Origin of the sequence: Hymenobacter cavernae (assembly GCF_014641455.1) — a bacterium.
Lineage (GTDB): Bacteria > Bacteroidota > Bacteroidia > Cytophagales > Hymenobacteraceae > Hymenobacter > Hymenobacter cavernae.
The window spans coordinates 196,569-210,135 of sequence record NZ_BMHT01000005.1 but is presented as its reverse complement, the minus strand read 5'-3'; the positions used below and the strand labels follow the sequence as shown (position 1 = coordinate 210,135).

Here is a 13,567-nt window from a genome sequence, read left to right as displayed (position 1 = left end):
GTGCTGTATCTGCTAATTAGCTGTGAGCTAGGTCTGTTAACTATTTACTGGCGGTCTTCTGAAACGCGGTTCTAGTGGGCTTTTTAGCGGTTGGTTTTGCCGGCGCAGCACGCTTAACCGTAACCGGCACCGGCGTGGGCTGGCCTGTACGCTTAACAATCCATTCTCGAATGTTTTCCAAGGCTTTAGGCGAGAAGTTGGGCTGCTGCTGACCATTCACGAGCGGCCAGTCCTGCTCTTCGGGCTGGAAGAGGTGATTGACGCCACTTAGTTTCTGCACGGTTACATCACGATTGCCTTTGAGGCCTTTTTGCAAGATACCTAGGTTGGTGCTGGCGGCTACCTGCAAATCGTCGGTGCCATTCAGGGCTAACACGGGGCATTTTACGTCGGGGAGCTTGCGCTTGGGGTCGAAATCGAGGTAGTAGCGCGACCACGGCGAGGTGAGGTGCGCCGCCCGCGCCCGCGCCATTGTGGGGTCGATGTTGCTGTTATTCTGACGAATAAATGCGGCTACCTTGCCACGAGCCTGGGCATCGTTCGGCGTTTGACGGATGATGTCCACCATGTGTTCGTTCAGGGCGAGGGCGGCTTTCACCTGCGCTGCGTCGGCCCCAATCAGGCGCATAATCTCACCTTGTTGGCGGAGCAGCACCTCGCGCCCCGGCAAGCCGTAGCCCGCCAGCGTCACTACGAAGGCTGGCGCCTGGGCCTGAGCAGCGGCCAGCAACGCCACATTAGCGCCTTCCCCGTGACCAATGTAGCCGATGTGTTGCGGGTCGATGAGCGGGCGGCTGCGCAAAAAGGCTAGCCCGGCCTGGGCGTCCGTCATCAGGTCGGCGGTGGTGGCACTGGGGTAATTGCCGGCCGACTTGCCCACGCCCCGGTCATCGAAGCGCAATACGGCAATGCCGCGGCGGGTCAGGTAATCGGCCAGGATGCCGAACATGCGGTATTCCTGCACCGTTACGTCGCGGTCCTGCGGTCCGGTATCCGATACCAGCACCACGGCCGGAAAGGGACCAGGGCCGGCTGGCACGGTGAGCGTACCACCTAGCCGGAACTTGTTCTTCGCGTTTGTAAACGACACGTCTTCCTCCCGGTACGGGGGCGTCAGGCGAATTTTGCTGGCCGTGGCGGCCGAAGAAGTAGCGCGCTGCATCACAAGCGGAGCCGTGAGGCCAGGCTGTTTCCAGGTGCCGGTGAAGCGGGCGCCGCCGTCCGATATTTTACCCGCGAAGCTACTACCAGCCTGCTCAATCTTTAAGGTAATCTCATCGCCTTTCGTTTCGGCTTCCACGGGCATGCGGCTGATGCGTTGCTGGGGCACGTCGAGGGCTGCGTAGTATGTGCCGTTGCTGAGCGGTACGAGAGTGATAATCAGGTCTAATGTTCCGCCGGGCACCTTTAGCGGGCCTTTCCACTGGCCACTCAGCGTTGGCGAATCACCGGCTTGCACTGGCAGGCTACAGACTAAGTAGATAATGAGTAACAGATTGACAAATAGGGGTGGGATACTCTTCATGAAATGGAAGCAGAACTACGTGCGCGACTTTGAAAAAGTAAAAGCATCCAAAAAAAGTACCAGATATATAGTTAAATTAGAATTTACTAGTGTTTCTTCTGACAGGCGATGCTGGCTGAAAAGTTGGCAACTAACTGGTCTAAAAACGACGAGCCCACCAGGCTGCCGTAGCAGCATGGTGGGCTCAAAATCCCTTAGTGTAACAGAAAACCTAGGTTACCGCTTCGTTGTGCGCTGCACTAGCCAATCGCCGATGCTTTGGAGCGCAATTGGGGAGAAGGTTTCCTCAATCTGGCTGTATTCCGACTGGGCGCCGGTTTTGGCAGTTTGGAACAAGTGGTTGAGGCCGGGTAGCTCCTGGGTGGTCACGTCGCGGTTGCCGGCGCCTTTCAGTGCTTTCTCGATGGCGGGCAGGTTGACGGAGGCGGCTACCTGCAAATCCTTGGAGCCGTTCAGGGCCAGTACGGGGCACTTCACAGTGGGCAGGGTTTTCTGCGGATTATCGGCCAGCATGTGCCGGAAAGCGGGAGACGTGACCATCACGGCCTGCGCTTCGGCGGCTTTGTGAATCTGCTCGGCCATGTCGGGTGGCAGCGCTACCGCAGGCGTTAATACCTTAATGATCTGCTGTTGTGCCCGCACATTGTCCTGGGTTTGCTGCACAATCGTAAGCATGTTGCGCTGGCGTTGCTCAGTAGAAGCCAGTACCTTGGGGTCCTGGGTTTTGAGGCGGGCCAAGTCCATGGCTTGGCGCGAAAGCACGTCGATACCGGGCACGCCGGGCGTAGCGAGCAACACCAGAAACGCCGGGCCGCCTTGCGCCTGACTAGCGGCCGTAATAGCCGCCGTGCCGCCTTCGCTATGGCCCATCAGACCTAGCTGCCTGGGGTTGAGACCGGGGCGGCTGCGCAGAAAGGCCAGGGCGCCTTGGGCATCCTTGGCGTAATCGGCGGCGGTGGCGGTGGTGGAGTTGCCACCGGATTGCCCCACGCCCCGGTCGTCGAAGCGCAGGACGGCAATGCCGCGGCGCGTCAGGTAATCGGCAATAACGCGGAACGGATGATGGCCGAAAACGCTTTCATCCCGGTCCTGCGCGCCCGAGCCGGAGAGCAGCACCACGGCCGGAAAAGGCCCCGTGCCGGCCGGCACAGTAAGCGTTCCGGCTAGCTGCACGCCGGGGTCTTTGCTAGTGAAGCGCACCTGCTCTTCGCGATACGGAAACGGGGGCGCAGGCTCCTGGGGGCGCTTGGGCCCTGAAGTCGTGGTGGAGGTGGCCCGCTGAAGTACCAGCGGCAGCTTCTTGCCGTTCTGCTGCCACCGGCCGTCAATCTGCTGCCCATCGCCGGTCAGGCGGCCGGCATACGAGGCCTTGATTTGGGTGGACGTCATCAGCAAGCTATCGGCCCGTAGTTCCACCTGATCGATGGGCACACTCTGAGCGCCTTGGCTCGGCACATCCAGCGTGGCCGTCCGGCGCCCGCCGTTGTCCTTTATGTTAATAATAAACGTCAGGTTGTTGCCGCTCGGCAGGCGGAGCGTACCAGCCCAGCGTCCGCCTACATTAGGGCCGGCCAGGGGCGCGCCAAGCAGGGAGGTGCTGGTAAGAAAGGCAAGAAACAGGGAAGACAGACCCGAAAATGAAAGACGCATAATAAAAAAAGAGAAGGCGGAGCTAGCCCAGACGCAAAACCTCTGCCATTAGCAAAGTACTATATCACATGGTATAACGACGTAAGTAGGCGCTACCGTACATTCGTTAAGGAAAAGTAATGTCTGGTCATAAGCTAATCCAATCAGTCAGCAGAAAGCCGGCCGAATCAGAAGGTTTATTTCTGATTCGGCCGGCTTTCTGCTGACTGATTGGATTAGCTTATGCCGGAAACCTAGGTTTGCGGGTGCTTAGTTCTTTGCATAAGGAAAATTGCGCGACACTTTGCGCATCATGCGCTCCACCAGGTCATCGGTGGAGGAGGTGATGCCGTCGTCCATGGTTTTGAAGAAGCGCCACAGCAGCTCGCCATCGTTGCCGTTGTTCAGGGTCAGAAACAGGGAGCCGGTGCCGGTTTTGCCACCCCAGCCACCTAGCAAAACCGCCGAGGCAATAGCCGCGCCTTCCGTTTTGGTTTGCTCGGTTTCGAAGCGGCCACCCAGCACGGCATCCACGCCGAGGGCCTTGGCTACTTCGTCGCGCGTGGCTTGGTCGAGCTTGCCGTAGAGGCCGGCCTTCTTGAGCAGAATGTTGGTCTTGTCAACATCTTGAAAGCTAACGCTGTAGTTGTCGGCTTTGCGCAGCAGGAAGGTGTACAAGCTGGCCTGAATCGACTTCGACATGGTTTCTTCCTGGTCGCGGTTGGCTTCGGCGTTGAAGCCTTTGGGCTGCTTGCGATAGGTGATTTTGGCGTCGAAGGGCAGAATGGCAACCGTGTGGTGCGCGTTGATGGCGGTTTTCAGCTTGGGGCTTTCGAAGATCTGCTTGGCACTCTCGAAGCCTTGCGCAAAAGCTAGGTTGGTGCCGAGCAGCAGCACCAGCAGAAAGCCGAGACGCTTGAGCAGGTTAGGGGTTGAGGGTTGGCGGCGAGCGAAGCGGAAGTGGTTCATCGTATGGGTTGGTTAGAGGAAGTAGTGGTTGTTTGATGAAGCAAAATTATTTCGCTCCTTCCTCATTAGCAGCATTTTGCGCCGACATGATCATGTGATTGAATTTAGCCGCGAAGCCCGGCTTACACATTTATTGCATTCGATGCATCACATATACATGTGAGGCAGCATGGCGGCAGAAAGCAACGTCGTAGAACGACCTAGCCCCAGCGGCGCGGCATCCATCGTTGAAGCGTGGTGCCGCCCCGCTGGGGCTAGGTCGTTTTTATGATGTCACAACTACCGCCATGCTGCCCGCTAGGGGTGCCCCCTCTTACTCTGTAACTAAAATTACAGCGTCTGCGCTACGCCTCACGGCACAGCCACATCCCACACCTTTGCCATTCTAGCTTTGCCCGCCGGGCCTTCCACCCACAGCACCACCACGTACTTGCCGGCTTCTTTGTAGGTGTGCATCGGGTGCTGCTCGGTGGAGGTGGTGCCGTCACCAAAATCCCACTGCCACGCGGTTATTTTGCCTTCCGATTTATCTGTGAATGCCACGAGACGCCGCTTCGGATCGACCATCTGAAACGACCACTGCGCGGCAAGTGGCCTCCGAAAGCTAGGTTCCAGCGGCATGAGCGTGAAGGGCAGCAGGAACGACGCGTTGCCGTACATCTTGTGCTCGCGCGACAGATTCCAGAAGTCCTGCTTCTTTACGTCGTTCACGTCGTCGTAGTCGAGCACGGCCCAGCACAGCCCGATTTTCTTGTTCTCCTCCAGCTTCGTTTCTACGGCACGGGCAGGGCCTTCCGGGCCGGCGTAGTCGAAGGGCGTAATCCAGAATTCGAGCGTGAGCTTGCCCGCTTTGCCGGGGCGGAAGTTGTAGTGATACGCGGCGTTGGCATACGGTAAATCCTTGATCCACGGCTGACTACCCCAGGCCAGCGCCCAATCTTTGCCCTCGGCTGGTGTGAAAATATGGTAGTTCTGGGCGTGCACGCCGTGGAAGGAAAAGTATGCCTCCGACCAGCTCAGGTCCTTGTTCGGGTGCTGCTCGGCAATGAGCGGCCCACCCGAACGGTCGCCGTCGACTACCACCTCGAAGATGTCGTTGTGCAGATCGGGGTGCGTGAAATCCCAGTAGTTGTCGTAGGCTTCGTAGAGAAAGTACAGGCGGTTCAAGCCTTTCACCCAGCCCACTTTCACCTTCACATCCATGTTTTTGGGGTCCGGCTTGGCGCTGAGGTTCTTGTCGTTCACGAGCTGGTCCATACCGACGGTGTAGCTGTCGGGCACCATTTTCCAGTCGTCGGCGTCGCCATCGACCCGCGGAATCATGTTGGCGGGAAACTGAAAAACCTTGTAGCTGCGGGTTTCCTGCGCCAAGGTCGGGCGACCTAGGTTCAGCAGGCTAAGCAGAAGAAAAAGAGGAGAGAGGCATCGACGGAGCATGCGCGTTAAGGTAGCAAACAAACCCCTTGTTGGCGCGGGGCTCTGCCCCGTGCTTACTAAGCGGTGGGCTTCTATGCCACGTTGTGGGTGTTTGTGGTTGAAGACATTGTCTGGCTGTACCCGCCAACCCGGCTGGAAGCCGGATGCATAGTAGGCACGGGGCAGAGCCCCGCACCAGCAGCAAAGCTATTAGAACAAAATTCAGGCTTTTACCCTAGTCCAACTGCTCGGGTGTAACTTGTTGCCTATAAATGCCATAGGCAGAAGGGAACGACCTTCAAGTGCGTCCCCTCCGCTATGAAAAAGATTGCTCTGGAAGAACATTTCCTGACCCCGGCTTTTGTCGAAGAATTCAAGAAAGGCATGCGCAGCCTCCCCGACGAGGCCATGCAGAACATCCTGACGCGCTTGCAGGATTTTGGCGAGCAGCGCCTGGCTGCCATGGACGCGGCCGGCATCGATATGGCGTTCCTGTCGCTCACCAGCCCCGGCGTGCAGATCGAGCCTGATGCCGCTCGCGCCGTGAAGCTAGCCCAGGAAACCAACGACTTCTTGGCCGCCGAAATTCAGAAGCAACCTACCCGCTATGGCGGCTTAGCTCACTTAGCTTTGCAAGACCCGCAAGCTGCCGCCGATGAACTGGAGCGTTGCGTGCGCCAGCTCAGCTTTCGCGGCGCCATGATCAACAGCCACACCAATGGCCACTATCTCGATGAGGAACAGTACTTTCCCTTTTGGGAGCGGGTGCAAGACCTAGGGGTGCCAGTGTACCTGCATCCCGCCAATTCCTACCAGAAGCTTCAGCTGTTGGAAGGCCACGACGAGCTGCTGGGTGCCACCTGGAGTTGGACCGTCGAGACGGCGACGCACGCCTTGCGGCTGGTGTTCGGCGGCACGTTCGAGCGCTTCCCCAACGTGAAGCTGATCCTAGGGCATATGGGCGAAACCTTGCCCTACGTGCTCTGGCGCCTCGATAGCCGCTCGCGCCTCGCCGGCTTGCCCAATGGCCTGACCAAGCTGCCTTCGCAGTACATCAAGGATAATATCGTGATAACTACCACCGGCGTGTGCGCCGATGAATCACTACAATGCGCGCTAGCAGCCCTAGGTGAAGACAACGTGCTGTTCTCCGTCGATTACCCGTTCGAAGAATCGAAAGAAGCCGGCAACTGGATTGAGCAGGCGCCGCTTAGCGAGGCGGTGCGGGAAAAGGTTTGTTATAAGAATACAGGGCGAGTGCTAGGGTTGAGGTAAAGTCCTGGCCTTAGCCCTAGCTCTGCTGCTCTTAGGAAGCAGAGTATATAGGTCTATTTATTAAGGATAGGAAACTTAATTTATATTATTGTTTGTACAACATGGCACTCATTTAGCTGATCGATGTGCCCAAGAGTACATTCTTTTTAATCATTCGTGTTAATGGTCCAACAACTACTTGTACAACCCACCTCTTCCTCACCTACCAGCACCAGCACCCAAAAGAAGGTTCATCTAGATATTCTGGACTTTTTACGTGGGTTTGCCGCCCTCAGTGTTGTCTTGTTTCACTTTACCGGAGATGCTACTACTGGTGGAGCGCTCGTAAAATTCTTCTCACCTAGGATGCGTGATTCGTTCTCCTGGGGGTACCTGGGAGTCGAAGTGTTCTTCGTGATTTCAGGGTTTATTATTCCATATAGCCTGTGGAATACCAATTATCAGATCCGGGATTTTGGAAGCTACCTATGGAAGCGTATCGTGCGAATTTGTCCGCCGGCCTATATTAGTATTTTACTGGTGCTAATTCAATGGTTTGTTGTTGATTACTTCCTGCATCATAATAGCGAGCGATTAGATACGGTTTCTCTTGGGCAGGTAGTAAGTAACATACTGCTCATAGTGCCAGCTACTCATTACAAATGGTTTAATGGTGTATTTTGGACGCTTGCTATAGAGTTTCAGTATTATATTGTTTTAGGTATTTTATTTAATGTAATGTTCACCAAATCAAGGATAGCTGTATTTGTTGGTGTAAATCTTTTGTTGGGCCTTATTCATTATATTCCAGGACTTGGCGGAGAGAATTTCTTCTCTTTCAGCTCGCTGTTTGCTATGGGTGGATTAACGTTGCTTTTTCAAAAAAAGCAAATTGATACGTTGAAATATTTTTCAACAATGGCTATTTTATTTGGCTTGGCTTGGTTTGGTATAAGCCTGGTAGCAGCAGTATTTGGTTTGTTTACGTCATTAACTATTGCTTTTATAAGAGGTGAGCACTCCATATTCAAGTTCTTGGGTAAAATATCGTACTCAATATATTTAACCCATTTCTTAGTTGGCTCTACAATTGAGTTTGTACTATCGAGAGTGTTTGTTCCAGCGACAGAATTACAAAATATAATAGGAATAGTTGTTTGTGTCCTTATGTCTTGTGTGGGAGCTTATATTTATTACAGTATGGTTGAAAAGCCTTTTCTGCAACTTGCAAGAAGATTGAAGTTGTAATTGCTTAACTTTTAAAATACAAAGGCGTCAAACACATTGTGTCTGACGCCTTTGTATTTAATTGAAGTAGTGCAGTATTATAAGATGTTGAAAGTTTATGACCTTCAACTACCTTCAGTTCGGTCTGGTCTGCAATCCGATTAAGGAGTTGGAGGTTTGTGATTGCCATTCACAAAGTGGTTTCATGCCAGAAGCGTTTGAAGTAAAGAAGCATATGCTCAATAGCTAGGTTGTTTAGCTGTGTGAAAGTCGGTAACCTCAGCAATCTGCTCCTGTCTGGCAAGTAGCCTGTGCGTAGCAAGCAGCTTCACGGTAAGACACAATTAGCTTAATACTGCTCAGGTTCATATCTCTACACCTTCTATCGTACCTTCGTAAACTCCTTTCCCACTGTCGGAAACCAAACCCTAGGGAAAGGCTGTTTACTGCTCTATGGCCGAAGAATCTTTACAAGTGGCTGCCCCCGCGGCAGATCCGATTGACCAGCTAGACCCACGCGACTTTATCCTTATCAAAAACGCGCGGGTTCATAACCTCAAGAATCTCAGCGTGGCGCTGCCGCGCAACAAGTTTATCGTTGTCACGGGTCTGTCGGGCTCGGGCAAGTCGAGCCTGGCGTTCGATACGCTGTATGCCGAAGGGCAGCGCATGTACGTGGAGAGCTTAAGCAGCTACGCGCGCCAGTTTCTGGGCCGCATGGACAAGCCTGATGTTGACTACATCCGTGGCATTTCGCCGGCCATTGCCATCGAGCAGAAGGTTAGCATTAAGAACAACCGCTCCACGGTCGGTACCAGCACCGAGATTTACGACTACCTGAAGCTGCTTTACGCCCGTGTGGGCCGTACATTTTCGCCCATTAGCGGGGAGCAGGTGCGCAAGGATAACGTGGCCGATGTAGTCGATTATCTCTTCCGCCTGCCCGATGGCACCCGCGCCATGATCTTGGCACCGCTGCTGCCGAGCGAAGATGGTCGGCCCATGAGCAAGGAGCTAGATCTGCTGTTGCAGAAAGGCTACTCCCGCGTGGTGGTTGATGGCGAAACCTCGTTCATCGAAGACCTGATTGGGGAAGGCAAGCCGGAGCCGAAAGGTGAGTTTTACATTATGATCGACCGGGCCGTGATTCGCCCCGGCGACGAAGACTTGATGTTCCGCCTTTCCGACTCCGTGCAGACTGCCTTCTTTGAAGGCCACGGCACTTGCTTGGTGAAGCTTGACGAGGAAACGCGCACCTTCTCCGACCGCTTCGAGCTGGATGGTATCGTCTTCGAAGAACCAAACGTTAACTTCTTCTCCTTCAATAACCCGTACGGCGCTTGTCAGACTTGCGAAGGGTTTGGCTCGGTGCTAGGTATTGACGAAGATCTGGTCATTCCCGACAAAAGCCTGACGGTGTATGAAGGGGCCATTGCCCCGTGGCGCACCGAGAAGCAGAGCGAGTGGCTGAAGCCGCTGCTAAAAAACGGCATCCGTTTCGACTTCCCGATTCACCGGCCTTACAACGAGCTGAGCGAAGCCGAGCGCCAGCTGCTGTGGAAGGGCAACAAGTACTTCCAGGGCCTCGACGACTACTTCAAGTGGGTGGCCGAGCAGACGCACAAAATTCAGTACCGCGTGCTGCAAAGCCGCTACCGGGGCCGCACCACCTGCCCCGATTGCCGCGGCTCGCGTCTGCGGAAGGATGCGCAGTACGTCAAGATTGACGGCCACAGCATTACCGACCTCGTGTTGCTACCGGTGAGCAAAGGGCTGGAATTTTTCCAGAACATGAGCCTCGATGAGCACGATGCGAAAGTGGCTGAGCGCCTCGTGACGGAGGTCACGAACCGTCTGGAATATCTGAACCGCGTGGGCCTAGGTTATCTGACGCTGAACCGCCTGAGCAGCACGCTCTCGGGTGGGGAGTCGCAGCGGATTTCCCTGGCTACGTCGTTGGGTTCGGCGCTGGTGGGCTCCATGTACATTCTGGACGAACCTAGCATTGGGCTGCACCCCAAGGATGCCGAGCAATTGATTGGGGTGTTGCGCTCCTTGCAGAAGCTAGGTAACACCGTGATTGTGGTGGAGCACGAGGAGAAGATGATGGAAGAGGCCGACCAGATTATTGATATCGGGCCGGAAGCTGGCTCGGGCGGCGGACGCCTTATGTTTCAGGGCACGTATGAGGAGATTCTGAAAGACGAAACGACCTACACTGGCCAGTACCTGAGTGGTAAAACGGAGGTGAAAGTGCCCACGACACGGCGGCCCTGGCGCAATGCACTGGAAGTAACCGGCGCCCGCGAAAACAACCTGAAGAACGTAAGTGTGAAGTTCCCGCTAGGCGTCATGACGGTGGTGACGGGCGTTTCCGGCTCGGGCAAGTCGACGCTGGTGAAGCGCATTCTGGCGCCGGCCGTGGCCAAGCAGCTCGGTGGCGGAGCCGGGGAAGCTACGGGTAAGTTCGACCGCCTGATGGGTGTGCAAGGCCAAGTGTCGCACGTCGAGTTCGTGGACCAGAACCCGATTGGCAAGTCGTCGCGCTCCAACCCGGTGACCTACGTGAAGGCTTACGATGCCATTCGCTCCTTGTTCGCTGACCAACAGCTAGCTAAAGCCCGCGGCTTGAAGCCTTCGCATTTCTCCTTCAACATCGACGGGGGCCGCTGCGAAGTGTGCCAGGGCGAAGGCCAGGTGAAGATCGAAATGCAGTTCATGGCCGACATCTTCCTGACCTGTGAGGCCTGCGGTGGGCGCAAGTTCAAGCAGGACATTCTGGAGGTGAAGTACAAGGACAAAGGCATCGACGAGGTGCTGGACATGACCATTGCCGATAGCCTGGAGTTCTTCCAGGAGCAGCCGAAAATCGTGGAGCGCTTGAAGCCACTGGATGATGTAGGGCTAGGTTACATCCGTCTGGGGCAGTCGGCTAGCACGCTTTCGGGTGGGGAAGCACAGCGCGTGAAGCTAGCTTCTTTCCTGACCAAAGGTGCTACACTTCAGAACGATAAGATCCTGTTCATCTTCGACGAGCCAAGCACGGGTCTGCACTTCCACGATATTAACAAGCTCATGACGGCGCTTAATGCCCTGATTGAGCAAGGCAACTCGGTGCTCATCATCGAACACAACATGGACATCATCAAGTGCGCCGACTGGCTCATTGACCTAGGTCCGGAAGGTGGTATCAACGGTGGACACTTGCTGTTTGAGGGCACGCCTGAAGACATGGTGAAGCTCAAAGACACGAACCACACGGCGCGCTTCCTGGCCGAGAAGCTGTAGCTGCGCAGAAACGTTTGTCGTAGAAGAAAGAACCGCACTGTTGCGGTTCTTTCTTTATACTAGTACCATGAAGCTAGGTGCCGAAGAACAATTCTTAGTGGGCCAGCCGCCCGCCAACGAAACAGAGACCGTGATTGGCAGCTTTCCGCCCGCTAACAAAGGGCTAGGTGCCGTGTTTGAAGACGATGGCACGACGGGCTACTTCTACGCCGTCGATCAGGGTGGCGAGGACCTGGAAATGCTGGACGCGCTGCACGTGTACGATGTGGCCGATGTAGCCGACAAAGTGCTGCCCGTCACCGCGCAAATTTTCTGGAATGAAGAGGAAAACGCGGTGGCGCTCATTCTCAACGGTCAGTGCCATGCCTTGTATGACTTTCAGCGCCGGGCTGGTTTCTGCCGAAATGCTTTTCCGCCGGCACAAAACGGGCAAGCCGAGCCGCGAGAACTCACGGATGAGCTCGTGCAGCAGTACTTCGCCGCGTAATGACCTAGCTTTTTGGTGGGGCAGGAGCGCCGGCACAAAATTGGCCTCAACTCTCACGAACCTATGACAACCCTCTTTACTACTGCATCATCTGAGGTTGGCACGACTGTATTTCGCCAGCGCCGCTGGGTAGCGGCTGCGGCCGTGTTCGGCAACATTGTCCTCACCTATTGGTCACGTATTCAGCCTTTTAATGGGCAAAGTATGGGATACGTATCGGGCAAGTACCCGTCGCTGCTCACGCCCGCCGGCTACGCGTTCAGCATTTGGGGGATAATATTCCTAGCCTTAGGTATTTATGCCGTGTGGCAGCTGCTGCCGGCCCAACGCACCAACCCGCTGCCCGACGCCGTAGCTAAGCCGCTGATCCTTGCCAACATAGCTACCGCTGCTTGGGTGGTAGTATTTGCCTACGAGTACATTGCTTGGTGTGCCGTCATCATGCTCATCATTCTGGGGGCGCTTATTCTTACCTACGGCCGGGCACGGCGCCTGATAGCTGCCGGTGCAGCACCTAGGTGGACAAGCCTGCCCTTCGCGCTTTATCTCGGCTGGATTTCGGTGGCCTCAACCGTAAACGTGACCATTGGCCTTCGGGCGCTAGGTTGGGAAACGCCTACCAATGTGACGGTTGTGCTAACCCTGGGTTTGCTGGCAGTCGTTACGGCGCTGGGCTTATGGATAAGTCGGGCGTTTAGTGATGCCACGGTCGCCTTCGTAATTACGTGGGCACTGGTGGCGGTATGGGTGGCGCGGCGCGGCGCCTACCCCGAGCTAGCCGATGCTGCATTAGTGGGGGCAGCGGTAGCTTTTGTGGGCGGTATCGGGTTAGCTTGGCGCCGGCAAGCGCGAGTGACGGCCGGAGTCTAATTAGTGTGCTTACTTTGCACTGACATTTCGCCCACACACTTCTTTCGTTATGCGCCAACACATCGTTGCCGGCAACTGGAAAATGAACACCAACCTCCAGGATGCACAGGCTTTGGTTTCCGAAATCACCAACATGGTAGCCGACGAGGTTACTGATTCCAACGTTCAGGTTGTCATCTGCCCGCCTTTCCCATTCCTGACTTCGGTTGGGAAGTTGTTGCCGGAAGGCGGCCGGTTCCACCTAGGTGCCCAGAATTATCATCACAAAGAAAGCGGTGCCTACACCGGCGAAGTATCGGCGCAGATGCTGAAATCGGTGGGCGTGGAGTATGTAATCTTAGGTCACTCGGAACGCCGCGAGCATTTCCGCGAAGATGACCAGTGGCTCAGCCAGAAGCTAAATGCTGCTTTGGCGGTTGGCCTGAAGCCGATTTTCTGCGTGGGCGAAAGCCTCGAAACCCGCGAAGCCGACGAAACTTTCAACTTTATCGGCAAGCAGCTTCAGGATGGGGTGTTTCACCTGTCGAAGGAAGATTTCGCCAAGGTGGTTATTGCCTACGAACCCATCTGGGCCATTGGTACCGGCAAAACCGCTACCAGCGAGCAGGCCCAGGAAGTGCACGCCTTCATCCGCGAGCAAATTGCCAAAACCTACGACGCCGCTACCGCCGAAAACACGACCATTCTGTACGGCGGCTCGGCCAACGCGAAGAATGCCAAAGAGTTGTTCTCGCAACCCGACGTGGATGGTGGCCTGATCGGCGGCGCTTCGCTCAAGTCGCGCGACTTTACCGAGATCATCAAGTCGTTTTAACAAAAAACTGTAGCGCGGAACGGATTTCCGCGCTACGGCTACCTAGGTTTGATTTCTGAACCAAACCTAGGTGCAAAATTGTCCGGAA

General features: G+C 55.3%; 10 protein-coding genes. 6 read left to right on the top strand and 4 right to left on the bottom strand.

The genetic code is table 11. The annotated features are described in order from the left end of the window. Positions 1–40: 40 nt before the first annotated feature. From IEX74_RS14495 to IEX74_RS14480, 4 genes are all read right to left on the bottom strand, one after another. Positions 41–1,525 (bottom strand): alpha/beta hydrolase family protein, encoded by a 1,485-nt coding sequence (locus IEX74_RS14495; RefSeq protein ID WP_188814729.1) that lies wholly within the window; start codon positions 1,523–1,525, stop codon positions 41–43. Between the two features lie 216 nt (positions 1,526–1,741). Beyond that, positions 1,742–3,175, bottom strand: coding sequence for an alpha/beta hydrolase family protein (locus IEX74_RS14490; RefSeq protein WP_188814728.1), 1,434 nt, complete (start codon positions 3,173–3,175; stop codon positions 1,742–1,744). Between the two features lie 249 nt (positions 3,176–3,424). After that, on the bottom strand, positions 3,425–4,123 hold the full coding sequence (locus IEX74_RS14485; RefSeq protein WP_229755306.1) for a hypothetical protein: 699 nt from the start codon (positions 4,121–4,123) through the stop codon (positions 3,425–3,427). 351 nt (positions 4,124–4,474) lie between these two features. Then, positions 4,475–5,560 (bottom strand): PKD domain-containing protein, encoded by a 1,086-nt coding sequence (locus IEX74_RS14480; protein ID WP_188814727.1) that lies wholly within the window; start codon positions 5,558–5,560, stop codon positions 4,475–4,477. 297 nt (positions 5,561–5,857) lie between these two features. Here IEX74_RS14480 and IEX74_RS14475 point away from each other — a divergent pair, with 297 nt between their 5' ends. The 6 genes from IEX74_RS14475 to tpiA all read left to right on the top strand — a co-directional run bounded on the left by IEX74_RS14475 (position 5,858) and on the right by tpiA (position 13,479). After that, positions 5,858–6,814 (top strand): amidohydrolase family protein, encoded by a 957-nt coding sequence (locus tag IEX74_RS14475; RefSeq protein ID WP_188814726.1) that lies wholly within the window; start codon positions 5,858–5,860, stop codon positions 6,812–6,814. Positions 6,815–6,976: 162 nt separating this feature from the next. Then, on the top strand, positions 6,977–8,041 hold the full coding sequence (locus IEX74_RS14470) for an acyltransferase family protein (RefSeq protein ID WP_188814725.1): 1,065 nt from the start codon (positions 6,977–6,979) through the stop codon (positions 8,039–8,041). Positions 8,042–8,473: 432 nt separating this feature from the next. Then, entirely contained in the window at positions 8,474–11,308 is a 2,835-nt protein-coding gene (uvrA, locus tag IEX74_RS14465; protein WP_188814724.1) for an excinuclease ABC subunit UvrA, read from the top strand. Between the two features lie 67 nt (positions 11,309–11,375). Then, on the top strand, positions 11,376–11,795 hold the full coding sequence (locus tag IEX74_RS14460) for a DUF2251 domain-containing protein (RefSeq protein ID WP_188814723.1): 420 nt from the start codon (positions 11,376–11,378) through the stop codon (positions 11,793–11,795). A gap of 63 nt (positions 11,796–11,858) precedes the next feature. Continuing rightward, entirely contained in the window at positions 11,859–12,665 is an 807-nt protein-coding gene (locus IEX74_RS14455) for a TspO-related membrane protein (protein WP_188814722.1), read from the top strand. Positions 12,666–12,714: 49 nt separating this feature from the next. Then, complete coding sequence (gene tpiA, locus IEX74_RS14450; RefSeq protein ID WP_188814721.1) at positions 12,715–13,479, top strand: triose-phosphate isomerase; 765 nt, start codon at positions 12,715–12,717, stop codon at positions 13,477–13,479. Positions 13,480–13,567 lie beyond the last annotated feature (88 nt).

Coding starts and splice junctions, on each gene's coding strand:
- IEX74_RS14495 (WP_188814729.1), bottom strand. CDS start 1,525: ATGAAGAGTATCCCACCCCTATTTGTCAATCTGTTACTCATTATCTAC.
- IEX74_RS14490 (WP_188814728.1), bottom strand. CDS start 3,175: ATGCGTCTTTCATTTTCGGGTCTGTCTTCCCTGTTTCTTGCCTTTCTT.
- IEX74_RS14485 (WP_229755306.1), bottom strand. CDS start 4,123: ATGAACCACTTCCGCTTCGCTCGCCGCCAACCCTCAACCCCTAACCTG.
- IEX74_RS14480 (WP_188814727.1), bottom strand. CDS start 5,560: ATGCTCCGTCGATGCCTCTCTCCTCTTTTTCTTCTGCTTAGCCTGCTG.
- IEX74_RS14475 (WP_188814726.1), top strand. CDS start 5,858: ATGAAAAAGATTGCTCTGGAAGAACATTTCCTGACCCCGGCTTTTGTC.
- IEX74_RS14470 (WP_188814725.1), top strand. CDS start 6,977: ATGGTCCAACAACTACTTGTACAACCCACCTCTTCCTCACCTACCAGC.
- uvrA (WP_188814724.1), top strand. CDS start 8,474: ATGGCCGAAGAATCTTTACAAGTGGCTGCCCCCGCGGCAGATCCGATT.
- IEX74_RS14460 (WP_188814723.1), top strand. CDS start 11,376: ATGAAGCTAGGTGCCGAAGAACAATTCTTAGTGGGCCAGCCGCCCGCC.
- IEX74_RS14455 (WP_188814722.1), top strand. CDS start 11,859: ATGACAACCCTCTTTACTACTGCATCATCTGAGGTTGGCACGACTGTA.
- tpiA (WP_188814721.1), top strand. CDS start 12,715: ATGCGCCAACACATCGTTGCCGGCAACTGGAAAATGAACACCAACCTC.